Raw genomic sequence first — 24,711 nt, 5'->3', positions numbered from 1 at the left:
ACACCCAAAAGCAATCAATACAGAACTCACGCGCCTTGTGGGGCTCGGTGAAATTGTAAAGGTTCGACGGGGTGTTTATAGGCTTCCAGAGGCGTGAAAATTATTTTTCAGATTTGGTATAAAAACCTGAAAACTGAATGCCCTATTTGACATACACTTCCTATTATGATATAATTTTCCGTGTTGAAAATGTGAACTCTATAGAAAACTGGTAAATAAACATCCCACGTTTGCTGATATGGATACAATTAAATCAGAAATCTATGACCTTATAGAAGGCGCGATCGACGCGGCTGTTGCTGCCGGGGAACTCACGATACTCGAAGTGCCAAAAATACCGTTCTCACCAACAAAGATGCCTGAACACGGGGACATTGCGACCCCGATTGCTCTTGGACTCGCGAAACAGGCACGGATGGCACCCCGCAAAATAGCCGAAATAATTGTCACACACATCAATCTTGATGCTCATCCAACCATCCGTCAAATTGACATTGCCGGTGCTGGCTTCATCAATATTCACCTCGCCGATGACTGGCTCTACGACACTCTCCAGATAATTGCTGCGATGCAGGCAGGGTATGGCACCTGCAACAAAGGAGAAGGGAAACAACTTCAGGTTGAGTTCGTTAGTGCGAATCCTACGGGACCGATTAACATCGTCAGTGGACGCGCTGCGGCAGTCGGGGATACTCTCGTCAATCTCCTAAATGCTATAGGCTACAATGCCATACGGGAATACTACGTCAATGATGCCGGTGGACAGGTGGAACGCCTCGGTGAATCAATTGATGTCCGTTATCGGCAGGCACTCGGTGAAGAGGGTTTAGAAATTCCGGAGGGCGGCTATCAAGGGGAATATCTTCGGGAATTCGGACAAACTGTAGCTGACACAGAAGGTGATGTCTATCTTCAACTTGAGATAAAAGAGCGAGTGGCAACGTTCCGGGACAAAGGCATTGCCCACATCTTAGCACAGCAAAAAACATCTTTAGAACGTTTCGGTGTCAATTTCGATGTCTGGTCAAGTGAGAAAGCGATTCGAGACAGCGGAAAGCCGGAGGAGATCGTTCAAGTGTTTCGCGAGAAGGAATATCTCTATGAAGCGGAAGGTGCAACCTGGTTTCGGATGACAGATTTTGGGGATGACAAGGATTGCGTCGTTGTCCGGAGCAACGGCGAATACACCTATTTTGTGCCAGATGCTGCCTATCACCGCGACAAGTTCGATAGAGGATTCACAACAGTTATTGATTTGCTCGGACCGGATCATCAAGGACATATCACCCGCCTCAAAAACTTCGTCAAGGCACTCGGTTTACCCGACGGTTGGCTCGAAATTTCTATCATTCAACAGGTCAACCTCGTCGATGCAGAGGGCAAACGGCAAGACATGTCGAAACGCCACGGACAGTTTCTCACTCTTGATGATCTCATTGACGAACTCGCGGAGACTGTCGACGAGCAATTCGCTGTGGATGTTGCGCGCTATTTTTTCCTGATGCGTGCCAATAACACGCACCTCGATTTCAATATGGAATTGGCAGTAACACACGCCAGCGAGAACCCAGTCTTCTACATTCAATACGCGCACGCAAGGTGCTGTAGCATTTTCGAGCAGGGAGATGAACAGGGAATTACACCGAAGCCAATTGAAGATGTCTCCCTAAAACGACTCACAGAACCGATGGAACACGAGTTAATACGGAAATTAGCCGAGTTCCCATCAATCGTGCTTCTGAGCGCGGAGGCTCGGGAAGCGCATCGCATTCCACATTATCTACATGAACTGGCAGGACTTTTTCATCCATATTACAATCAACACCGAGTACTGGATCCGTCGGACATGGAAAAAACGTACGCACGGCTTATTTTGGTTGGGTGCGTGCAAAGCGTATTGAAAAACGGACTAACACTTTTAGGCATTTCCGCGCCTGTTTCTATGTAGTTGGCTATCAGCAGTCAGCGGTCAGCAATCAGCAAAGAGGGCTGTGGAATCAAACAATTACGATCATCATGATCGTGTGACTTCTGATGGGACCTGATGGCTGATGGTTTCCGACAGCCAATGACGATAGGAAAAAATATGACAAAAGACTATAGACAAGTTGATAAAGCACACGTGTGGCATCCGCTGTTTCAACATCAACGCCTCGAGGAAACATCGTTAGTCGTCTTTGAATCGGCGCACGGGACAACGCTTGTAGATGCGGAAGGCAACGAATACTTAGATGCTTACTCCGCGCTCTGGAACGTCAATGTAGGCTATGGACGACAGGAGATTGCGGATGCTGTCTATGCGCAGATACAAAAACTGTCTTACTATCCACATTCACAGATTAACGTTCCCGCCACTGTATTAGCGGAGCAGCTCGCGGCGTGCCTTCCCGGTGATTTGAACCACGTCTATTTTTCCAACAGCGGCTCGGAGGCGAACGAAACAGCAATCAAAATGGCGAGGCAGTACGGCAGGCAAACCTATCCGGGAGAAAATCGCTACAAGATTATCAGTCGTTACCGTGGGTATCACGGCTTTACGTATGGCGCGCTATCGGCAACAGGACAAGCACGTAGACGGAAAGCATTTGAACCGCTTGTTCCGGGGTTTTTACATGCCCATCCGCCCTACTGCCATCGATGTCCTATCGGGCTCAATTATCCGTCCTGCGACACTGAATGCGCCGATGAAATTGAACGGATGATCCAATGGGAAGGTCCAGAAACGGTAATTGGAGTCATTGCGGAACCCATTATCGGTGGCGGTGGTGTAATCGTCCCACCAGATGAGTATTTTCCAAAACTGCGGCAAATCTGTGACGATTACGGGTTGCTACTCATCCTTGACGAGGTAATCACAGGCTTTGGACGCACCGGAAAGATGTTTGCATGCGAACATTGGGACGTGCAGCCTGACATCATCACGCTGGCAAAGGGGTTGACAAGCGGTTATCTACCACTCGGTGCGTGTGTCGCTTCAACTAAAGTCTTCAATGCATTCCTCGGGGAAACCGATGAAAATAGAGAATTTGCCCAAGTCTGCACTTATGGTGGGCACCCAGTAGCGTGTGCTGCAGGCGTTGCTAACCTCAAAATTCTGCAAGAGGAACGGCTCTGGGAAAATGCCGAAAAGGTAGGTGCTTATCTACACTCGAAATTAGAAACGTTGCGTGATTTATCTATTGTTGGTGATGTCCGCGGCAAGGGATTGATGCTCGCGGTGGAACTCGTTCAAGCGGATGGGACGCATCTGGAAACAGCGACAACCAACCGAATTGTGGGGCAATTGCGAGAAGAAGGTGTCATCGTCGGAAAAATCGGGCACGCCGTTGACGAACCGGAGAACATCATTTACATCGCACCACCCCTAATTCTGACAGAAGCGGAGGCGGATAGGATCTTCGAGACGCTACGCCAAGTACTTGTCCAACAGTAACTTTAACTCGTGTCGTTTAGCGACCGATATCTTGTCGGGATGCGTCGCGAGTGCGTATTGAAGGGCGGTTGAACACGCGCAGGTTCGCCTACCTTCAGGGATCTTAGCGACAGCAGCTCGGACCGTTTTTTTAGAAGTTTCAACGTTGAAACGGACGTTATCAAGGATCATCTCGGTTGTGACGTTATCGTGATCAAGATGCCAGCAATCGTAATCGGTAGAACATGCGAGGACGGCGTAACAAATTTCAGCCTCACGGGCGAGTTTGGCTTCCGGTGCGGCAGTCATCCCAATGATGTCAAACCCGAAGTGCCTGTAGAGTTCGGATTCCGCTTGTGTAGAAAACGCCGGTCCCTCCATACAGATGTAGGTACCACCGTTATGGACAACCGTACCGGCTTCTGTAGCTGATGACGCTAAAAAGGAACTTAGTTGTGAACAGAAAGGATGTGCGAGACTGACGTGGGCGGCAATACCGTCGCCGAAAAAGGTAGATTTCCGGTCCTTGGTGTGGTCGTAGAGTTGATCCGGTACAACAAAATGGCGAGGTTCGATATCTTGTCGCAGACTGCCTACGGCACTAACGGAGATAAGCCATTCAACACCTAACGATTTTAAAGCATAGATATTGGCACGGACATTAATATCAGACGGGAGTAATCGGTGACCAACACCGTGTCGTGGTAGGAAAACAACGGGCTTCCCATCAAGGTTGCCCAGAATAAGGGCATCGCTCGGTTTGCCGAATGGGGTTTCGATCTCGATTTCTTCGATATCCGTTAAGCCTTCCATCTGGTAAAAACCACTGCCGCCAATAATTCCGATACGCATTTTTTGTCCTTTCGTAAGGCGTGAATAGACTGATGTTTATTCTTCTGACAACTGATAACTGACGACCTTAACCATCAACTCGTCTTCTACATTTTTCAAAGGCACGAGTTGATGATTAAAACTATTCAATATGGCACTACTGCACTGTGATAATTTAACACTTGAGGGAAAATCCAGCTCCGCTGTCGCGACTTATGTTCGCGTGAAAGAGCTAGACCTTGTTTTCGATTTAGGCAGATGTCCGATGAATTTTATCGGCATCGGCAACGTCTTTATTTCCCACTTCCACTTAGATCACTATTTTGGGTTGCCCATTTATATCAGTCAACGCTGGCTTTCGGGGATACCACCGGGGAATATTTACGTCCCGTGGAGCGGCTCTAAACAATTGATGCACATTCTCGATAGAATCTCGGCGTTGGACACGGGGAGAAGCTGGGCATATCAAATCACGCCTGTTCGGGCAGGCGATGCGATTCCGTTTCGGCAGAACTTAGTCGCGCACATTTTGCCCGGCAACCACAGTGTACCTGCGGTCTCTTATCTGATTTGTGAGGTTCGCAAGAAACTCAAACCGGAATTCCAACACTTGTCGGGGCGCGACATCGCGGAACTGAGACAGTCAGGGGTAGAAGTAACAAAAGAGGTGCAGTTGCCCTTAATCGCCTACTTAGGAGATACGCGAAACATCCCGATTGATGCGCATCCGTTACTCAAACAGTGCAAAGTCCTAATTTGCGAATGCACGTTTATTCTACCGGAGCATCGGGTACGTGCGAAAAAGACGATGCATATACATCTTGAGATGTTACCTGCTATGTTAGCCGATATTGAGAGTGAGCATATTGTCCTAACGCACTTCTCGCGCCGCTACACGCCGGAGCTTATCCGGCAAAAAGTTTTCAACTACTTACCACCGGAGGAACGTTCCCGCGTTCATCTGTTCATCTAATGCGCTGTCCGCACGCCTCTGTGGGGGACAGGCTTCAAACAAGCCTTTAAAAATGTGATGCTGAGTTGTGTTTGTAGAGGCGAGTTCCCACGGCGTTCATCTTCGTGTGTCCACGAACGATGACGAAACCGGGAAGTCTCGCCCTACAACATACGACTCACATTTTTTGCTAAAGCAGCATAGGGAAACCGAGGTGTGGGAAGGTGGTTTCCCTAAAATTGGGATTAGCTACCCATCCCGGGATGAGAGCTTGCATCCTGGTCGGATGTTCCCGCTTCTTGCTCCTCGTAGAACTTGTATCCATCTTCGTCTTGGTCAAGTTCATATTGGCGTACAATCTGCTCCGCTTCACGAAGGTAGGGTACATCTCCCTTCGTAATGCTCATATAGGCTTTGAAGGCTTCATAAGCGGCACCAAATTCACGGATAGAACGGTAGCAAACCGCTTGTTGATAAACGGCTTCGTTCCGCCACGTAGACTCCGGCGCGAGTTCAAACAGATTGTCATACGCCGCAATTGCCCGTTCGTACTCACCATTCTGCTGGTAGAGGGTCCCGGTACGATAGAGTGCGTCTGCCGCAGCAAATTTCTTATGCGATAGGTCTCTCGCCAATGTCTTGTAGGCATTAATAGCACGCGGGTAGTTGCGAAGTTTTTCCCAGTTCCCCGCAATTTGTTGGAAATTCTGAACGACTTGATCGCCGTATCCCATCACCCACATATCAGCAGGGGTAATTTTCCGTCCAGTCTTTTGGTATTGGACCGCTTTCTTATTGCGATACTTATCAATTTCGTCCTTCAGTTCGTTAATTTCTTGGAGAATATCCGCTGTCTGCTTAAGGAGCGTCCCTGCTTGGGATGCTTCGTAAGAATCTTCAAACTTCTCAGTGACTGCAAGATAAGCGGGCCATCCACCGAGATAGTCATAAAGCGTGTAAAAATAGACGTTGCCAACCTGGAATTGTGCCTGCGATGCTTTGGAATGCGCAGGAAACTCCTCTACCATTCGCTCGTAATTGCGGATGGCTTCGGTATAATTCTCCAAACTTTCATAAGCGCGTGCGACCTCGTAGAGTGCCTCTGCAGCAATATTAAAGGTCTCCTCTGTCGGCGAATTATCGTAAATAGCTTTATAGTTTTGGTATTCAGCCCGCTTTGCCTTAATGATCTCACGGTTCTTCCGAATGTTCGCCGTTCCGCTTTTTGCTTCGTTTGCGTAATACCCAGTGGGATCCAACGCCACAATAGCTTGATAATGCTCAGTTGCCTTATCCCAGTCGTAGCGACGCTTGTAGATTTTAGCGATCTGGAAATGTGCACGCTGTGCCCATTTTCCTTTTGTGTCGCGTTCGATGACCTCTAAATAGAGTGACATCGCTCTATCATAAAGTTCCTGCTGCCTCTGGCGATTCTTCTCCATCTTTTCTGGGTCATCGTCGCGCACTTCAACTGTTTCTGCTTGGTCAAACGCGGTGTCAGCGTTCTGAAGCTTCGCACCGAGAGGAACGATACTAATGCCGCCTCCCCCGCAACCGAGAATCGTCACTGCGAGAAACGCGAAGGCAAGGATGAGAAGATGAGCTCGATCTATTCGAAGACCGAAGTCGTATGTAAAACGGTTCATTGTGAGTCCTCCTTAGGAAAATAGAAATCTGCCGGTATATTTTCAGCCAGAAAAGGTTAACTAACCGGCTTCCGTTCATCGTTCTGAAGATATCGTTCTGAAGATTATAACAAATTTGCAAAAAATGTCAACACTTTTTTAAATTTTGGGTGTGTAAATATTTTAACATTCAAAACTTAATAACTAAATTTGATTTAACTTTACAAATGTTGATATATATGCTATAATATACCTATAGGTGTCAATTTTATAAAGAAAATGGTCTCAGTTCTGTAGGTTGGGTTGAGCGGTGTTGAAAATTAAAGGTAGATATCTCAAAGGACATCCTACCTGATATACCCGCTTATGCATAGAGAAACCCAGCGAAACCCAACGTTCTTTAGGTCAAACGCTACAACCATGTCGGTAGGTTAGCGTTGGGTTTTGCTATCTTCTTGATTGATAGGACGATGTAGAGTCGTAAAATATGCTTGGGGTGTTGGTATCATTTTCTCAGTTCCGCTCAACCCAACCTACGGTACTGGTCTGGACGGATTGAATTTGACTAAATTGACACCTATGGTGCGGTTCCCTAACCCCACCCGTTTGGTGTGTCTCATTAGTGCTAAGATCCACTATAAATTTCCATAGCCGTTATGCCCAACACTTCAGAACATATAAAGAGGTAAAAAATGAAAACGCTGAAAACTTCAAAAAAGGACAAAGAAGGGGGCGCACAACCCCCCTGCGAGACGCTCAGAAAAGTCTTCATAGGCAATATCTCTATCTTCCTTGAGGATGCTTTTCAGCAACCAACCCGGCACAGAAACAACGGTTTAGGAGAAGAAAGGAGAAGAATTTTGATTATCTCAAAATTGGCAGACAAATCGGTCACCATGCGGTCTGAGAGGCGGTTGTAAAATTCTTTGTAGGAGCAGAAAACTCTTCTCCCGATCCGAGAGGCTTTGATATATTTGATAAGCCGCATCAACGGACGAATCGCTGCCAAAATATTTACACACCCAAAGGGAACGAAACACTTGACAAACATCTGCAAATATGTAAAAATGGAACTTACGTAAAGCGGTTGGCATTCCAATCGCCAGATAACTCATTCAGTAATATAAATGTGCAGTGTGAAGGTTCACAACAGTAAGGAGACAAGCATGGCAGATTCACAAAATAGGGCTGATTACAAAATTGGTGTTGTAGGGGTAGGGAGAATGGGAGCGAACATCGCTCGACATCTCAATGACGAAGGATTTGATGTGACCGTTGTATACGATGTCGCAAGCGAACGCGCGCAAGAACTCGCAACAGAAATTGGAGCAGCGGCAGCGGAGGAACTCGCGAAGGTCACAGCACTCGCAGACTATATCATCACTGTTGTCACGGATGACGCGGCGATGCGAAAGATTTTCTCGGACGATGCGGCGGATAGCCTACTTCAAGGTGCCTCCGGCAAAGTTTTTATCAACTGTGCAACAATCAGCCCGCAGGTCCACGTGGACATCGAACAACTCGCCGCAAAGCACGGAGCAGAGAGTCTTGAAGGGTGCATGGCGAGCAGCATTACACAAGCGCGGGAAGGCACGCTCTACCTCATGTGCGGCGGTAAAAAGGAAACATTCGACAAATCACGCGCAATTCTGGATTCAATGAGCATTTCCCTTCGTTACATCGGTGAATCCGGTCAGGCAGCACAGGTGAAAGCACTCGTCAACATGGTAATGAACATCAATACGGCAGGACTTGCCGAAGGGTTAGGTTTGGGTGCCGCACTCGGATTGGATCTGGCGATGCTACAGGAGGTTTTCGCACAAACAGGCGCAAACTCCCGCGTCTTGGAAACCGATGGCGAAGATATGGAAGCACGCGATCATGAATGCTATTTCTCATCTGCTCATGCCTCGAAAGATTCGGGCATCGCCCTCGATTTGGCAGACGATGCTGGTATTTCGCTTCCACTCGCGCAGGCAACGAAGGCACAGTACGACCGGATGATTGAACTCGGATTGGGCGATTTGGATAAGTCCGGTGTTGCTGAACTCACCTTCCCCGGACGAGGAGAAAATAGCTAAGCTATGCTCAAAGGTGTAATCCTCGCAGGTGGACTCGGTACCCGTTTGCATCCGCTCACCAAAGTTACAAGTAAGCACCTACTCCCGGTCGGTAACGAACCGATGATTTTTCACAGCGTCAAGCAACTCACGACGGCAGGTGTTACTGATATTCTTATCGTAACCAACCCGCAATACGTTGGAGACTTTGTGAATGTATTAGGAAGTGGTAAAGACTTCGGATGTGAATTTACCTATCGGGTGCAAGAGGAGGCGAAAGGGATCGCACACGCGCTGGCGTTGGCGGAAGGGTTTGCCACCGGTGGCAAAATTGTCGTCTTGCTCGGCGATAATATTTTTGAGGCACCCATCCACCAAGCAGTTTCCGATTTTCGCACGCAACAAACTGGCGCACGCGTGATGCTCAAACAGGTAGATGACCCGGAGCGTTATGGTGTCGCGACTTTGGACGGGAATCATATCGTCGCGATTGAGGAAAAGCCGATACACCCCGAGAGTGATTACGCGGTAGTAGGTGTCTATTTCTACGACGCGTCCGTGTTTGACATCATCCGCACTATTGAACCTTCAGCCCGTGGGGAATATGAGATAACGGCTGTCAATAACGCCTATATCCGTCGTGCTGAACTTGAATACACTTTTGTGCAAGGCAAATGGGTTGATGCTGGCACCTTCGATTCACTCACCGAAGCACATCAGATTCTGTTGAACTCCCCGGATTGGCAGTAAGAACCGACAACTATTAAAATGGACGAAAAACCGACGTTATCTATCGTAGTCCCGGTTTACAACGAAGAGGAGAATGTTCGCCCGCTGTTTGAAAAGATTCAAGCAGTATGTGAGGCAATTGGTGAGACTTATGAGGTGTTGTTCGTAGACGATGGGAGCGGCGATAAAACTTTCGCGGTACTTGCTGAGTTGAGCAAAGAAAAATCGCAGTTGGTGGTCATTCGATTCCGAGAGAACGCTGGACAAACAGCTGCGATGGCGGCAGGATTTGAATACGCACGGGGACAACGGATTATCAGTATGGACGGCGATTTGCAAAACGATCCGACGGACATTCCGAAGCTGCTTCAAAAACTGGATGAAGGCTACGATCTGGTGTGCGGCTGGCGGAAAGATCGACAGGATAAATTCTTGACACGGCGTGTCCCGTCTGTCGTTGCAAATTGGATAATTGGCAAGGTAACTGGTGTCCCTATCCATGACAATGGTTGTTCACTTAAGGCATACCGCGCATCAGTTGTCAAGCAGGTATCGCTCTATGGAGAGATGCACCGATTTATTCCGGCGATGTCCACGGTAGTAGGGGCGCGGATCGCTGAAATTGTCGTCACACATCACCCACGGCGTTTCGGACAAAGTAAGTACGGACTCGGCAGAGTCTGGCGTGTGATGTTGGACATTATAGCATTCAAATTCATTATTTCCGTCTTCGCACAGCGTCCTACATCCCAAAAAATTTCGCTGTGGAAACGGTTGTCAAAAATCCTTTTCAGACCTGAGCAGAGAGCGTTTCGCACCGCTGCATTCCTAAGCCTCCCTTTCTTTGTTTTAGGGCGTGTTTTGTTCGGAGATGCGAGCATCGCAGCACTGAGCTGTCTCAGTTTAGCAATAGTTCTGCTAATCCTTGGGTGGATAACAGAGGATAAAATCCGTAGGGGCGAGGTGACCTCGTCCGTACAACAGGAAACACCGACGTTAGGAGCACTTGCACGTTTCTTTATCTTTCAATGTAAGCGGAGACCTATTCGGTTCTTTGGACCCATTGGCGTGGCGTTGTTTATAATCGGTGGAATTCTTCCAATCGCGCCCATTCGTACGCTTCTGTTCAAAGTGTGGAACGTTGCGGCACTGGACTTGAGCGCTATCTTCATCACAATTGGCATTCTGGTGTTCTGCTTCGGATTGTTCGGTGAACTCATCACGTTTGCGAACGCAAAACAGGTGAAAGATTACACGGTTGAAACGCTCCTGAATAGTAACAGACAAGGAAACATGTAGTGAACAATGCTTCTGATGGCAAACTACGTCAGGACTGGCGTAGTGAATTTCCGGTGACCGAAACCTATATCTATATGAATCACGCCGGTGTCGCTCCGTTATCACGTCGGGTCCGAGAGGCGATGGCAGGATTCATAGAAGATGCGACTGTGAACGGTGCCGTGAACACCGAGGATTGGGCAGAGACTGCTGAGGTGTGCCGCGGCGCGGCAGCACAACTCATCAACGCCGACCCCACAGAAATCGCATTCATGAAGAATACGACGCAAGGTATTCTCATCGCGGCGAACGGTATAGATTGGCAGGAAGGGGATAACGTCGTCACGACAGCGGTTGAGTTCCCCGCCAATGTCTACCCGTGGTGGAGTTTAAAGGAACGTTATGGGGTCCAAACACGTATGGTCCCGGAACGAGATGGTCGTATTTCTATTGAAGATATTGCTGCCGTTATCGACACACATACACGTGCTTTGACAATCAGCCACGTGGAGTTCGCTTCCGGCTTCCGAAACGATATTCAGGCACTCGGCGAACTGTGCCGGGAACACAATATTTGGTTCATTGTTGATGCTATTCAGAGCCTCGGGGCGATTGAAGTAGACGTAAAATCCTGCAACGTTGATATTCTCGCCGCAGACGGGCATAAATGGTTGCTGGCACCGGAAGGAGCAGCGATATTCTACTGCGCCGACGAAAAACGGGAGCAACTCATCAACACCAATATCGGTTGGGCAAGTGTTGTAAATCCGCGCGATTTCCTTGATTACGATTTGACGCAAAAACCGGACGCAACCCGTTTTGAAGAGGGGTCTTACAACAGCGTTGGACTTTATGGACTTAACGCAGCGATCGACTTACTGCTTGACATCGGCATCCCCACAATTGAAACGCACATTCTGGAACTCACGGTTGGTTTAATCGCTGGATTGGAGGCGAGGGGGTATCGAGTTATTACACCGAAAAAGGACTTGGAGCGAGCCGGGATTGTTATCTTTGAAAGTGCGCAGCATACACCTGCTGAAATCTATGAAATGCTTCACGCCGAAAATATAATTACAGCAGAGCGGGGCAGTGGTATCAGAGTCTCACCCCATTTTTACAATACGACATCTGAGGTCGAACGCCTGCTTGAAGTACTACCAGATCTATAAGGAAAACAAAGTGAAAACCATACACACACGAAACAACATTTGTAGAGGCTGGGTGACCCAGCCCCTACTCACAACAATCTGTTTATCGTTTATTTTAGGCACACTCCTGACACTCTGCGCTTGTACGATGCCAGGGGGTCAGCAGAAGATTAGCAAAATCCGTCTTTCCATCCAAAATACATTACCCATCGCACGGAAAAAAGTACCGATTGTGTTGACCGGAGCGCAACTCCGACAAGTGAATCCCGACTTCACGTTTAAAGCCTACTCCGTCGCTACCGGAGAAGCCCCGCGCGAAGTGATGATTCCAGCACAAGCAGATGATTTGGACTATGACGGTGAACGCGATCAACTCTGCTTCCTGTTAGACTTTGAAGCAGGAGAGACAAAAGAAATATCAATCCTTTACGATCCAAATGTCAAGGCGACGCTAACGCTTGATATCAATAAGCAGACGCGCGCCGCCATCCTTCCTGAATTGAGTGCCGTAGCAGCAATAGAATCGAATTTGATTGCATACCTACTGAAACCGAATTGGAATTACGTCACCTACGGCAAAAAACGAAGGAAACTTTTCAGTGTGGATGTAATGTTTCAACACGAATTAAATTATGATCAACCGCTTTCACCGGAACTCAGACAACATTTCGAGACCCACGGTGTTACCCTCTCCCAACAGGTTAGAATCGAGATAGAGAAACCGGAGCAACAGTGGATAATCCGAGATCTTGAGAATCAAGAGAACTACTTTGTCCGAAAATCACACAACAACGAAACGGATCTCGGTCAGGAAACTGAGACAGAAGGTCAGTTGAACGTCACTGAATCAATCGGTTTATCACTGAATGCACTCCTCAACCCTGAAACACTGGAGATGGTCGCACTAACGCAATCGGAAGGTCTAATAGGGTGTGGCGGCATCGCGCTGTGGCACCGAGAAAAAGGGGAGATGATCCCGCTTCCTACTGAGGGGGACTACGTCCGGATTCTCGCCGACGGTGCCATTCGTTCTATCGTCCAAAGGATTTTGCCGGAAGGTGAACTCGGAGATACAGCAGGCAAACTCACGTCAACCACTTTCATCTACGGAGAACACGCGGGGATTGAGCATCATATCCATATCGACGGAAACCTATCACCGGCTTATGCAGTTGTCACAGGTATCCCAAATCTGAAAGGTGCTTATAGTGAAGACAAAGAACAGGGTTGGATATGGAGCTGGGGCACCGATCCAAGCGGCATAGACACACTCGGCGTTGCATTCATTTTACCTCCCAGCAGCAATGCACAGGATATAGACACGCCGACTGATCTCAACGCCTCGGAGAAACCACTTTTGCCGGTTGTTCTAACGCCTGACGCGGAAGGTAGACTCAACTATCGCACGCTTGCTATCTGGGGTGGCGGTATTAACGGCATTGAGACCGAATCGGAATTCGCGGAGCGCATCCAAATTATGACAACTGCATTGAAGACTCCGCCCCGTATCAAGTTCTTGCCGAAAGAGGAGGAGAAGTAGCCTCAAACAGGGTCCCAACTCTCGCTGGCGAGGGTATTTTTGCTTGGGTGTTTCCGTGTATTTCGGATAGTATCCTCGCCTATCAAGGTCCCAACTCTCGCTGGCGAGGATTGTATCCTCGCCTATCCACATAATTGGAGAAAACTATGCTCATCAAGGAAGAGTGCCTACAACTTATCGCAAACCAACGTACAGATGAAATCGTTGTCACAACAATGGGACTCACTGTGCCGTGGGGCAAAATATCAACACATCTGTTGGACTATGCCTCGGTCGGCAGCGCGATGGGACATGCCGCCGACTTCGCACTCGGCATCGCGCTCGCTAAACCAGACAAGAAGGTGGTCGTGCTCAACGGGGACGGAAGCATGTTGATGTGTTTAGGCACATTGGCGACAATTACTGCCCTCAATACGCCGCCGCCTAACTATCTTCTCTTTGTCTGTGACAACGGCACCTACGAGGTCACAGGCAATCAACCGGTCCCTGATGGTAACACTGGTTTCAGCTGGACCACGATCGCGAAAGGTGTAGGCTTTGAACAAGTTTATGAATTTGACAACTCAGATGCGCTTGGAGCAGAACTACCGAAAATCTGGAACCAAATCGGACCTATTTTCGTGAATCTGAAGATCGCACAAGCACATGAGCCACCGCCTGATCGGTGGGGCGGTTTTCCTTACCCGTATCTACAAGAATCCCTTGCCGAATCTACACATAAGTTAAAAGAAGCGTTGGTGGCACAATAAGGCATACTTCTATCAAGAAAGGGAAGAGAAAAAGTTATGGCGCAGAAATTAGAAATCAGACGGATGGGACGTACCGAGATGCGTCCGAATGCCCTTGCGCTCGGTGCAGCGTGGCTGTGGCAGAAACCGGATGCTGAAGTCATCGGCGCAATCCGACGCGGTCTTGAACTCGGCATCAACTATATCGACACCTACCCAGGGCACGCGGAACACCTCTGGGGGGAAGCACTCTCTGACGGATTGAGAGAAAAAGTCTATTTGCAAGCGAAAGTAGGCACCCATCCTGAACGCCGGAAAGACTTCTCCGCAGAAGGCACACGCTGGAGTGTCACAAATAGTCTCAAAGACTTCCAGACGGATTACCTTGATGCTGTGCTTATCCACGATCCAATTGACATGGAAAGCGTGCTGGCACCGGGACGCGCCTTGGATACGCTTTTAGAAATGAAAGCGGAGGGAACCGTTCGACACATCGGTGCCGGTGTACGTTCCCATGAATTCCACAAAGAACTCATCGAAACGGGACATATTGATATTATTCTTACCTTCTTGGACTACACGTTGTTATCCCAATCCGTGGCAGAGACAACATTGCCGTTGGCGCGTGAACACGATGTCGGTATCATCCTCGCAAGTCCATTAGGCATGGGGGGCTTGACTGGCGCGGAACCGAACGTTGAAGATGAACGCAGACGGAATCCGGATGCTGAACCGAAGGCATACGCAATGTGGAAGTGGTGTCAGGAACGTGATGTCAATATCCGTCATCTCGCAATGCAGTTTTGTCTTGCTGCACCCATAGACGGGGTTGTTATGTTTGGTCCCGCGGATAAAGCACAAGTAGAAGACGGATATGAAGCGGCTACAGCTGACATCTCAGAAGACATTTGGGAGGCGTTTGAAGCGGAATTTGGTATCAAGCGTGGGATGTAGATTATGCTTTCACACCTGCTGCTAACTCCGATGCGAATTGCTTCACCGCAGCGAGCAATCCCGCTTCGTCATTCATATTCTCTTCAACAACATCGACAATAGCACTCCCCACAATCACACCATCAGCGATCTGCGCGACTTGTGCTGCCTGCTCCGGTGTTGATACACCGAACCCGACGCTAAGCGGTTTGTCCGTGTGTTTTCGCAGCTCTGTAATCATCGGTGCGATCTCATCTGACAACATCCCGCGCGCCCCTGTTACGCCGGTTACCGAGACGCAATAGATAAACCCTGTACTAACCGATGCGATTAATTGCATCCGTTCCGGTGGGCTTGTCGGAGCGGCGAGAAAAATGGTTGAGAGGTTATAGTTCGGTGCGACTTCAAGGAGCGATTGTGCTTGCTCCGGGGGCAGATCTGGCACGATGACACCGTCAACCCCTGCGTCCTGTGCTGCTTTACAAAATGCTGCCTCCCCCATCCGAAAGATCGGGTTATAGTAACTCATCAGGGCAATAGGGATATCTGTCTGTGTACGGAGGCTCGTGACCATCTCCAGAATCTGCTGGAGTGAGATGCGATGTGTGAGCGCACGCTCACTTGCGCGTTGGATGGTGGGTCCGTCTGCAATCGGATCGGAGAAAGGAACACCGAGTTCGATGAGGTCTGCACCGGCTTCCTCAAGCGTAAGGAGGAGTTTAGAGGTAAGTTCGGGGTTCGGATCTCCAGCACAGAGATATGGCATAAATGCGCGGACACCTTCGTGTCGGAGTGCTTGAAATTTCTGGTCAATTCGATTCATAAATATAATTGATTTTTGGCTTTCTGTTAATAGGTTTTCTCAATTATACCTTACACAAATCAAATTGTCAAGCGAAACTTGCCGAGTTAATAACATTGAAAGTCGTTGAAATTCTGCTTATAATATGCTATGATTTAACATCAATAGATTCAAAATACATCATATTCATGGGGCCTTGTATGTCATCTCTCGCAGCACAAACCATCTTCACTCCAGAGGAATATCTTGCTTTGGAACGCAAGGCGACGGTCAAAAGCGAATACCTCAACGGAGAAATACGCGCAATGCCCAGGGCGAATTTCGCTCATAACCTTATCACGGTAGATATAGCGACTGAACTTAATATTCAATCGCGAGTGCCTGGTTGGGATGTCTGTATGAGTAATATGCGCGTAAAGACGGGCGCGAAAGGTGCCTATTTTTACCCAGATGTTGTCGTTTTCTGTGGCGATCCTCAATTTGAGGATAATGTCTTTGACACACTTCTCAACCCGATCCTTGTTGTAGAGGTGCTTTCACCATCAACGGAAGCGTATGACAAAGGTGAGAAATTTAGGTGCTATCAAGAACTTGCCTCTTTGCAGGAGTACATCCTCGTTTCACAAGATAGGGTTCACGTGGAACAGTATCGCCTTCTCAAGACGCAGTGGGGGCAAACGGAGTTTCGCGCACTTGAAGATATCTTACCGCTCGCTTCAATCGGATGCGAACTACCATTGCAGGACATCTATAGACGCGTCCCTGAAGTCATTTGATAATTTCTTGAATCGCTTCCCCTGCCTTTGCGGAAATAGGTTGTATAACCAACGCGTTCAAAGAAAAGCGGAGAAGTCAAGCCTTCAGTTTCGCGCTTTTTGACAATTTCTAAGGCGGATTCGCCGAACCAAATCCTGCAACTTTTCGGATCGATACCAGCCGTCTGACCGATTCGCTCAGTGATATCGTGCTGTTCCTTGTATTCCGCCCAAATTTGCTTGCATTTGCTTGAATCGGCTTCCGTCCAATTTGAGTGTTTCATTGTTGGTTCCTCCGTTCTGTTGCAAACACAGTTTGAGACCGAGACTTTCCAACTAAAGAATACCACCAAACTTGGGCAATGTCAAATTATAGTGAGACCTAAAAATATCTGGGCACTTTTTGGCACAACGGGCAATAATGCACTTCGCATTTGGGCGAGTACGCCGCAGAATTGCCCTACTACGAACGGTTAGGTTCCGAGGTCTAACGCTTCATCAATACGCTCAAGAATCCACTTTTTAATAAGTTCACCGGCTGGGATGCCGCGTTCCTCGGCAAGTGCTATCACAACCTCAGTTTCTTCAGGTGTTAGCCAGACAGAGGCTTTGAATTCATTGCCTTGTTTCAAGAGCGCGCCCTCTTGTTGATCCATCTCTTGGGCTGCGAAGTATTCATAGTCATCGTAAACATCTTCGTATTCTTCAACTTCGGGATCTATGATGTGTTTGAGCATTATCAGTTCCTCCTAAAAACAAATTCCTCGTTTTCAAAGTCAACAACGATCGCGTCGCCATCGTGGAATGTACCTTCCAACATCTGAATCGCCAGCGGATTGAGAATATCTCGCTGGAGTGTCCTTCGGAGCGGACGCGCACCGTAGACTGTATCAAATCCGCGTTTTACCAATTCCTCATTTGCAGATTCAGAAAGCCTTAAGGTCATCTCCTTCTCCGCAAAGCGTTTGCTCAGTTGCACAAGTTCCAGTGTGACAATCCGTTTCAACGCCTCAATACCGAGGCGATCGAAAACAATCAGATCGTCAATACGGTTCAAGAATTCCGGGGGGAAATGCGTCTGGACGGCTTCCATTACTTTCTGACGAATCTCTTTTCCGTCCAAAAGCGCGTCGCTAATCCACTGACTCCCGATATTGGAAGTCATAATGACAACGGCATTCTTGAAATCGACGGTACGTCCTTGCCCGTCGGTCATTCTACCATCATCAAGCATCTGGAGCAAGACATTGAACACTTCTGGATGTGCCTTCTCGACCTCATCAAGCAGAATGACGCAATAAGGGTGTCTTCGGACCGCCTCGGTCAGCTGACCACCCTCGTCGTAGCCAACATATCCCGGCGGCGCGCCGATTAATCGTGAGACAGTGTGTTTCTCCATGTACTCGCTCATATCAATACGCGCCATAGCGTTTGCATCGTCAAAAAGGAACTCGGCGAGCGACTTGGCGAGATGCGTCTTGCCGACACCCGTTGGTCCCATGAAAAGGAAGGATCCAAGCGGTCGATCGGGGTCACCGAGACCAACACGGGCACGGCGAATCGCATTAGAGACGGCACTCACCGCTTCATCTTGTCCGATGACCTGCTCCTGCAAACGTTCTTCCATGTTGATTAACTTCTGTGTCTCACCCTCCATGAGTCGATAAACAGGGATACCGGTCCATTTCGCCACAATTTCGGCAATGTCTTCCGCGCTCACATGCTCCTTTAACATCTGTGTCCCGTGCGTCTCCGTTTCAACTGCCTCTCGGACACTTTTCAATTGCGCTTCCAATGCGGGTATCTGTCCATATTCAAGTTCTGAAGCTCTGGCGAGATTCCCTGTACGTTTGGCTTGCTCCGATTCAATGCGGAGTCCCTCGATCTGTTCCATCAACTCGCCAATCTGTATTAAATTCGCCTTTTCGTTCTGCCATGCGGCTTTGAGCGCGTTCGCTCGTTCTTTGAGTTCGGCAAGTTCAGCGATGAGTTTTTCGAGACGTTGTTGAGAAGCATCGTCTTCCTCTTTCTCCAGTGCCTGCTGCTCAATCTGGAGTTGAATAATGCGGCGTTCAACCTCGTCAATTTCCTCTGGTACACTGTCAATCTCAATCCGTAGACGCGACGCGGCTTCGTCTACCAAGTCTACGGCTTTGTCTGGCAGAAAACGTTCGGAGATATAACGTTTTGAAAGCGTAGCCGCAGCGACAATCGCATTGTCCTGAATTTGCACGCCGTGATGCGTTTCATAGCGTTCCTTTAAGCCCCGTAGAATGGCAATTGTATCCTCAACCGAAGGTTCTTCAACCTGAACAGGCTGGAATCGTCGTTCTAAGGCAGCGTCCTTTTCAATGTGTTTGCGATACTCATCAAGCGTTGTCGCACCGATGCACCGGAGCTCACCGCGAGCCAAAGCGGGTTTGAGCATGTTTGATGCATCCACAGCACCTTCTGCAGCACCTGCACCCACGATGGTGTGGAGTTCATCGATGAAGAGCACCACTTGCCCCTCCGCCTGCTCAACGTCGGCAAGGACAGCCTTCAACCGGTCCTCAAATTCACCACGATACTTACTTCCTGCAATAAGGGCACCTAAATCGAGAGCAATCAACCTCTTCTCGCGAAGACTTTCTGGGACATCTCCATCAGCGATGCGTTGTGCTAATCCTTCCACAATTGCTGTTTTTCCGACCCCGGGTTCACCAATCAGCACTGGATTATTTTTTCGCCTGCGGGAAAGCACTTGCATCACACGGCGGATTTCATCATCTCGTCCAATGACTGGGTCAAGTTTCCCCGAAATCGCCTCCTGCGTGAGTTCTCTGCCAAATCGGGTGAGTGCCTGATACTTGTCCTCTGGATTCTGATCGGTTACCTGCTGCGTACCCCGTATATCGACGAGTGCCTTGAGAATTTTATCTTTTGTTACACCGACTTCCCGTAGGATTTTACCTACTTCGTTCTGCTTCGTTTCAGCACACGCTATTAGCAGATGTTCTGTGCTGACGTATTCATCCTTGAGTGCCGTTGCCTCTTTGAATCCAGCATCCAAAACGGATTGGAGTGCCGCGGCGATACGCATTTCAGAAGCTGCACCTTGCACTTTTGGTGCTTTTTGGACAGCAGCCTCAACCGCTGACGTAATTCCATCGGTATCAACACCCAATTTCTGAAGAATCGGTGTGACAATTCCATCCGTCTGCCTAATGAGAGCCAACATCAGATGCTCAACACCCAGTTCAGGACTTTGGGCATCTGTGGCTAAATTCTGCGCTGTTTCGAGTGCTTCTTGTGCTTTAATTGTAAATCTATCAAATCTCATGACGAACCTCCGTTGTGTTTATTTTATCCAAACCAGTCTTGCATGCATAAGATATAGCAAAATCTATGCCATTTCTCTCTTTCATGTAAGCCATGCCACTTTGGCATCTAATATGCAAATCTGGCAGAAAAGACAGGTGAAGTCGTGTCAATTTTTCATTTATTTGAAAGGGGTTCGGTCACCACGAATTCCTGATTTGCCGCGAGATTTTCCAATATCTGCACAGCACCACTCTGCCAACGGATATGAAGTCTATCCACAACGGTTTGATCTCCAAGTCCAAAAAGCAGCCTTGGATCGTTACTACTGAGATAACTGTACCCTACATGTACTTCGCGCGTTTCGGATTCATCTCCGAGTATCAACGTTACGCGCGCGCCGATGCTATCACGATTGCTGCGGATCCCAACTAATTTGAGGCGAAACCAATTGTTGTGAGTGCCATTCTCATTCCGAAGTAGCGTCACTTTGTTGTTCAACTGCGTGACAAGGACATCTGTATCGCCATCGTTGTCGTAATCACCGAAAAGAGTGCCACGACTGACAGCACGCTGCTCCCCAAGTCGCACCTCGGCAAACGTACCATCACCTTGATTCCAAAAGAGTTGATTCGGCTGCTTATATGAGATCACATCTGTAGTGCGCTCGACATTTGGAAAAATATGTCCATTCGCGACGAAAATATCAAGGTGTCCGTCGTTATCTGCATCAAAAAATCCCGTCCCGAATCCTAAAAGGAGATAACTCTCTTCGCCGAGCCGCGCTTTATAACTGACATCGGTGAAAGTCCCGTCCCCGTTATTCCGATAGAGGGTGTTTGTCTCATAGGAGAAATTGGTGACGAAAATATCCAGATGACCATCGCCATTGTAATCACCAGCATCAACCCCCATACCCGCTTGTGCGATTCCATCCGCGCTGTAAGCACAACCCGCAAGGATAGCGATTTCAGCGAATGTGCCATCGCCCTTGTTATAAAAGAGATAGTTTGGCGTATCGTCGTTGGCAACGTAAAGATCAGGATTGCCATCGGCATTAAAGTCTGCTGCTACAACACCCAACCCTTTGCCGAGAAACATGCCACCCGGATCCCGAACATTAGCGACCTCAGTGACATCTGTGAAAGTCCCATCACCGTTGTTTCGGTAGAGACTGTCCGGTGCGCCTTCAAAGTGTTTCGGATGACAATAACCGCGAACTTTTTCAGTAGAACCAAACGTGGGATTCTCAAAACAGGTAGGCGCAGAGCCATCCAACTTATAACTGACATAGTTAACAACGTAGAGATCCAAGTCGCCATCGTTGTTGTAATCGAAAAAAGTCGCGCTACTACTCCAACGCGCATCCCCTGTCCCTGACTTAGCCGTGACATCCGTGAACGTCCCATCGCCATTGTTATGATAGAGTCGATTCGCACCAAAATTGGTTACGTAAATGTCTATATAACCGTCATTGTCGTAATCTCCACAGGCAACGCCGTGTCCATAGCTTCCTTGATTGCCGACACCAGCGTTCGCAGTGACATCTGTGAACGTTCCATCGCCGTTATTTTTATAGAGGATGCTTAGCGCAGCACTATTAACGAGATAGAGATCGAGATAGCCATCGTTGTCATAATCGAAGAAGGCACCCCCTGCACCAAGGGTTTCGGGTAGATGGAACTCACCCGATGCGCCATTGGTGTGTGTAAAGTGGATACCGGCAATATCGGTAACATCTGTGAAATGGATAGGGGACTCTATTGGTAGGGCGGGAAAAGGGGTAAAGACAAGGAAGGACAGAACAAAAATCGCTATGATCGGAACCTGCAGGTTACGCGCGAAAGCATGGTAGTGGTAAAAACTACAGTGCTTTGAAGTCGCCTCAAATGCGATTACATCCATAATATGTATAGAGTTTCCGATGACTCAATTGCCCACCGTGCGATACATTTTCGTCATTATGTCTCTAATGTCTGGCGCATTGACGAGGTAGCGGCTTTCTGCCTGTTCCTTAATTTCCGCGGGAATTCCGTGTAGTGCCTCGGCAATAGCACCCGCGATTGAACCGAGCGTGTCGGAATCACCGCCCAGAGAGATAGCATTCCGCACGGCATCTTCATAACTCTCTGATTCCAAAGCACACGTGACCGCCTGTGGCACCGTGCCTTGGCAGGTCATATCGAAAACGTAATCGGGTCGGATGTTGTCTACCGTCTGCGTCAAATCGTAGCCGTATTCAGTAGTGATAACCTTGCGGATAGTCGAGGCATCTTCGCCTTGATAGGCGAGCCAAATGGCGTGTGTTGTCGCCCGCGCGCCTTTTATGCCTTCGGGGTGATCGTGGCTGATAACAGTCACTTTATCAGCGGCGGTGAGCGCGGCATCCAGATCCTCACGGTTCAGAAATGCCGCTGGCGAGACACGCATTGCCGCGCCATTACGGAAAGTACAATTCGGTGCGTCCATCTCAGAATGGATCCAGTTTGTAAATATTTGACTGAAACCGCACCTTGGATACCGCTTTCCCCACTTCTGCATCGTTTCTGCTGGCGGGAGATCGTGCAAGAGGGTATCAGCGACAGCAATTGTGCAAACCGAATCATCTGTGAAACGGCAGTCTTCACTGAAAAAAGGGAAATCTTTAGTCTTGATCCGGCGATCCTTGGGTTCATAGATAGACCCAACAATATCGCCGATAATCGCTCCTAACATATTTTGTCCCCTTAAAAAGCATGGTAGGGCTGAGATACAAAGACCTCGCCCTACAAGAACACACAACTATCAATAAATATTATTGCAGTGTGCGTTGTGCTTTTAGTGCCGCCCATGTGGTGGTAAATTTGTCTTGGGGTTGAACACTTGTGACTGCGACTACATACTCAGCGAAATCAGCTGCATCGAAGGCGGAATTGTAGACGATGACTTCATCAATCATACCGCCAAAGAAGTGGATATTGGTTCCTGCACCATCTTCATCATGGAAAACAGCATTGGCATTGACATGCCCGATGCCGATATCGTCGCCGTGTCCATAGAGCGCGCCGCCATCTTCACTTGCGATGAGTTCACCGTTAAGCCACATCTCAAATTTACCGGGTTCAACTGCGGCATCGGCATCTCGAATAACTAAAGCGACGTGATACCATTTCCCAGACTCTACAGGTGCAGAGGGCCATGCGCCAGCCCACTGGTATTCGGCACGGTTCCAACCAGCTACATAGACTTGCCCATCAAAGACGTTGATGACGAGACCGCGGGTCCGTCCCCCTTCTTCAAAAATTGTCTGTTTTTGTTCGGTAATATCAACATCTGTGCAGTTAAAATAAGCAGCGACGGTCCGATCGGTATAGAAATTAGGTTGTGCGATTGTATTGATACCGGCAGAATCTGGGAGTTTGACCCCATCATCTTCACCGTCGAAAAGCAGTGCCTTGCCAACAATACCGTCAACGACCTCAGGGTCCCCAGCGATTGTTCCATCTAAACCTTTTCCGGAGGAGTCTGCGGCATCTCCATTGTCAAAATTCCAGACACCTTCAACTGTTGCTTCATCTTTCGCCGCGTAAGTGGTTACGACTACAAACATGAGTAAAACGCTAAACACATATTTTGTATAGCAAGTTTTGGCTTGTAAACTGCGCCCAAAAAAACGATATTTCACCATTGTGGCATATCTCCTTTATAGTTTGTCATTGTTACAAAACGCAATTTTGATGTTGAGGTTAATTTTGCGTTCGTTGAGTTTTCAGGTGCGCCCAAGTTGTTGTGAATTTGCCTTGCGGCTCAACGCTGAGCGGACTTGCAAGATCAGCAAAATCACCTTCGTCAAAGGCGGAACCGTATACGATGACTTCGTCAATTAAACCGGCGAACCAGTCAATGTTAGTGCCACTACCGCCTTCATCATGATAGACAGCGTTTTGGTTGGTAAATCCGATACCAATGTCATCCCCGTGTGCATGGAGTTGACCGCCTTTCTCTTGGGCGATGCGTTTGCCATCCAACCACATCTCAAACTTTTTGCTCTCTACCTTAGCGGCTGCATCGCGAATAACTAAGCCGACGTGATACCAACGCTTTGACTTAACCTCGGCAGAAGGCCATTCGCCGTTCCAGTTATATTCAGCGCGATTCCAACCGCCGACGTAGACCTTGCCATCGTAGACATAGATGACCAAGCCACGCGTCCGTCCACCCTCCTCGTAAATTACCTGTTTCCGACTATCAATCCCGACATCATCGCAGTTGAAGAGCGCAGCGACCGTCCGGTTGGTATACGGACCGACTGTATTTATGTCCGCGGAATCTGGAATTTTTATGCCATCATCTTCACCGTCAAACTGCAACGCTTTTCCGGCGATGCCATCAACGGCTTTCGGTTTTCCACTGAAATTGCCATTCAATCCTTTCTTTGAGGTATCTTTGGCACTGCCGTCATTAAAGGTCCAGTTTGCAGCGACTGTCGCTTCATCTCGTTGTGCATCCACTGCTACAATGGGTAATAACACACCCAGCAGCATAATACAGAATGTAAAAATAAACACTCGAATCACTTTTTTCTCTCCTAAATGTTCTCTCCTTTTTTATATATGGAGATTAAGGTTTTTGAGGC

The 24,711-nt window shown here is 48.4% G+C and carries 22 protein-coding genes; 12 read left to right on the top strand and 10 right to left on the bottom strand.

Annotated features, from left to right (window positions below):
* Positions 1–238 precede the first annotated feature (238 nt).
* Together argS and OXH39_22560 are read left to right on the top strand one after the other, a co-directional pair.
* On the top strand, positions 239–1,948 hold the full coding sequence (gene argS / locus OXH39_22565; GenBank protein MCY3553254.1) for an arginine--tRNA ligase: 1,710 nt from the start codon (positions 239–241) through the stop codon (positions 1,946–1,948).
* 138 nt (positions 1,949–2,086) lie between these two features.
* Complete coding sequence (locus OXH39_22560; protein MCY3553253.1) at positions 2,087–3,433, top strand: aminotransferase; 1,347 nt, start codon at positions 2,087–2,089, stop codon at positions 3,431–3,433.
* Here the strand turns inward: OXH39_22560 and mtnP are convergent.
* Positions 3,407–4,264: an S-methyl-5'-thioadenosine phosphorylase gene (mtnP, locus tag OXH39_22555; protein ID MCY3553252.1), complete on the bottom strand. Its 858-nt coding sequence runs from the start codon at positions 4,262–4,264 to the stop codon at positions 3,407–3,409. The two genes, OXH39_22560 and mtnP, sit on opposite strands and share 27 nt — an antisense overlap.
* 130 nt (positions 4,265–4,394) lie before the next feature.
* On the opposite strand from mtnP, the gene OXH39_22550 reads away from it, so the two are divergent.
* Positions 4,395–5,216, top strand: coding sequence for an MBL fold metallo-hydrolase (locus OXH39_22550; protein MCY3553251.1), 822 nt, complete (start codon positions 4,395–4,397; stop codon positions 5,214–5,216).
* A gap of 224 nt (positions 5,217–5,440) precedes the next feature.
* Here the strand turns inward: OXH39_22550 and OXH39_22545 are convergent, their stop codons facing one another.
* On the bottom strand, positions 5,441–6,841 hold the full coding sequence (locus tag OXH39_22545; GenBank protein ID MCY3553250.1) for a tetratricopeptide repeat protein: 1,401 nt from the start codon (positions 6,839–6,841) through the stop codon (positions 5,441–5,443).
* Between the two features lie 671 nt (positions 6,842–7,512).
* Between OXH39_22545 and OXH39_22540 the strand changes: the two genes are divergently transcribed.
* The 8 genes from OXH39_22540 to OXH39_22505 all read left to right on the top strand — a co-directional run bounded on the left by OXH39_22540 (position 7,513) and on the right by OXH39_22505 (position 15,260).
* Entirely contained in the window at positions 7,513–7,740 is a 228-nt protein-coding gene (locus tag OXH39_22540) for a hypothetical protein (GenBank protein MCY3553249.1), read from the top strand.
* A 246-nt stretch (positions 7,741–7,986) separates the two neighbouring features.
* Complete coding sequence (locus OXH39_22535) at positions 7,987–8,901, top strand: NAD(P)-dependent oxidoreductase (GenBank protein MCY3553248.1); 915 nt, start codon at positions 7,987–7,989, stop codon at positions 8,899–8,901.
* Between the two features lie 3 nt (positions 8,902–8,904).
* Positions 8,905–9,630 carry a sugar phosphate nucleotidyltransferase gene (locus tag OXH39_22530; protein MCY3553247.1) on the top strand — a complete coding sequence of 242 codons (726 nt, stop codon included), beginning with the start codon at positions 8,905–8,907 and terminating at the stop codon, positions 9,628–9,630.
* Between the two features lie 18 nt (positions 9,631–9,648).
* Positions 9,649–10,908: a glycosyltransferase family 2 protein gene (locus OXH39_22525; GenBank protein MCY3553246.1), complete on the top strand. Its 1,260-nt coding sequence runs from the start codon at positions 9,649–9,651 to the stop codon at positions 10,906–10,908.
* Positions 10,908–12,059 (top strand): aminotransferase class V-fold PLP-dependent enzyme, encoded by a 1,152-nt coding sequence (locus OXH39_22520; GenBank protein MCY3553245.1) that lies wholly within the window; start codon positions 10,908–10,910, stop codon positions 12,057–12,059. The genes OXH39_22525 and OXH39_22520 overlap by 1 nt, the downstream gene beginning before the upstream one ends.
* Positions 12,060–12,069: 10 nt before the next feature.
* Positions 12,070–13,578 carry a DUF4861 family protein gene (locus OXH39_22515; GenBank protein ID MCY3553244.1) on the top strand — a complete coding sequence of 503 codons (1,509 nt, stop codon included), beginning with the start codon at positions 12,070–12,072 and terminating at the stop codon, positions 13,576–13,578.
* A 146-nt stretch (positions 13,579–13,724) separates the two neighbouring features.
* Entirely contained in the window at positions 13,725–14,327 is a 603-nt protein-coding gene (locus OXH39_22510; protein MCY3553243.1) for a thiamine pyrophosphate-dependent enzyme, read from the top strand.
* A gap of 36 nt (positions 14,328–14,363) precedes the next feature.
* Complete coding sequence (locus OXH39_22505) at positions 14,364–15,260, top strand: aldo/keto reductase (protein MCY3553242.1); 897 nt, start codon at positions 14,364–14,366, stop codon at positions 15,258–15,260.
* A gap of 1 nt (position 15,261) precedes the next feature.
* Here OXH39_22505 and trpA read toward each other — a convergent pair whose 3' ends face one another.
* Positions 15,262–16,062, bottom strand: coding sequence for a tryptophan synthase subunit alpha (trpA, locus tag OXH39_22500; protein MCY3553241.1), 801 nt, complete (start codon positions 16,060–16,062; stop codon positions 15,262–15,264).
* A 179-nt stretch (positions 16,063–16,241) separates the two neighbouring features.
* Between trpA and OXH39_22495 the strand changes: the two genes are divergently transcribed.
* The gene (locus OXH39_22495) at positions 16,242–16,817 is read left to right on the top strand and encodes a Uma2 family endonuclease (protein MCY3553240.1); all 576 of its coding nucleotides are present in this window, start codon (positions 16,242–16,244) and stop codon (positions 16,815–16,817) included.
* Here OXH39_22495 and OXH39_22490 read toward each other — a convergent pair.
* The 7 genes from OXH39_22490 to OXH39_22460 form a co-directional block, all read right to left on the bottom strand.
* The gene (locus OXH39_22490; GenBank protein ID MCY3553239.1) at positions 16,790–17,080 is read right to left on the bottom strand and encodes a hypothetical protein; all 291 of its coding nucleotides are present in this window, start codon (positions 17,078–17,080) and stop codon (positions 16,790–16,792) included. The two genes, OXH39_22495 and OXH39_22490, sit on opposite strands and share 28 nt — an antisense overlap.
* A 189-nt stretch (positions 17,081–17,269) precedes the next feature.
* Positions 17,270–17,533 (bottom strand): hypothetical protein, encoded by a 264-nt coding sequence (locus OXH39_22485; protein MCY3553238.1) that lies wholly within the window; start codon positions 17,531–17,533, stop codon positions 17,270–17,272.
* A gap of 2 nt (positions 17,534–17,535) precedes the next feature.
* Entirely contained in the window at positions 17,536–20,118 is a 2,583-nt protein-coding gene (clpB, locus tag OXH39_22480; protein ID MCY3553237.1) for an ATP-dependent chaperone ClpB, read from the bottom strand.
* Positions 20,119–20,273: 155 nt separating this feature from the next.
* Entirely contained in the window at positions 20,274–22,001 is a 1,728-nt protein-coding gene (locus tag OXH39_22475; GenBank protein MCY3553236.1) for a CRTAC1 family protein, read from the bottom strand.
* A 24-nt stretch (positions 22,002–22,025) separates the two neighbouring features.
* Positions 22,026–22,811 carry an ADP-ribosylglycohydrolase family protein gene (locus OXH39_22470; protein MCY3553235.1) on the bottom strand — a complete coding sequence of 262 codons (786 nt, stop codon included), beginning with the start codon at positions 22,809–22,811 and terminating at the stop codon, positions 22,026–22,028.
* A 79-nt stretch (positions 22,812–22,890) separates the two neighbouring features.
* The gene (locus OXH39_22465; GenBank protein ID MCY3553234.1) at positions 22,891–23,763 is read right to left on the bottom strand and encodes a hypothetical protein; all 873 of its coding nucleotides are present in this window, start codon (positions 23,761–23,763) and stop codon (positions 22,891–22,893) included.
* A gap of 58 nt (positions 23,764–23,821) precedes the next feature.
* A complete protein-coding gene (locus OXH39_22460) occupies positions 23,822–24,652 on the bottom strand; it encodes a hypothetical protein (GenBank protein ID MCY3553233.1) in 831 nt (276 codons plus the stop codon).
* Positions 24,653–24,711: the final 59 nt, after the last annotated feature.

This window comes from Candidatus Poribacteria bacterium (assembly GCA_026702755.1).
In the GTDB taxonomy this organism is placed as follows: Bacteria; Poribacteria; WGA-4E; order WGA-4E; family WGA-3G; genus WGA-3G.
The sequence above is the reverse complement of the archived record's forward strand: the minus strand, read 5'-3'. Positions and strand labels throughout refer to the sequence as shown.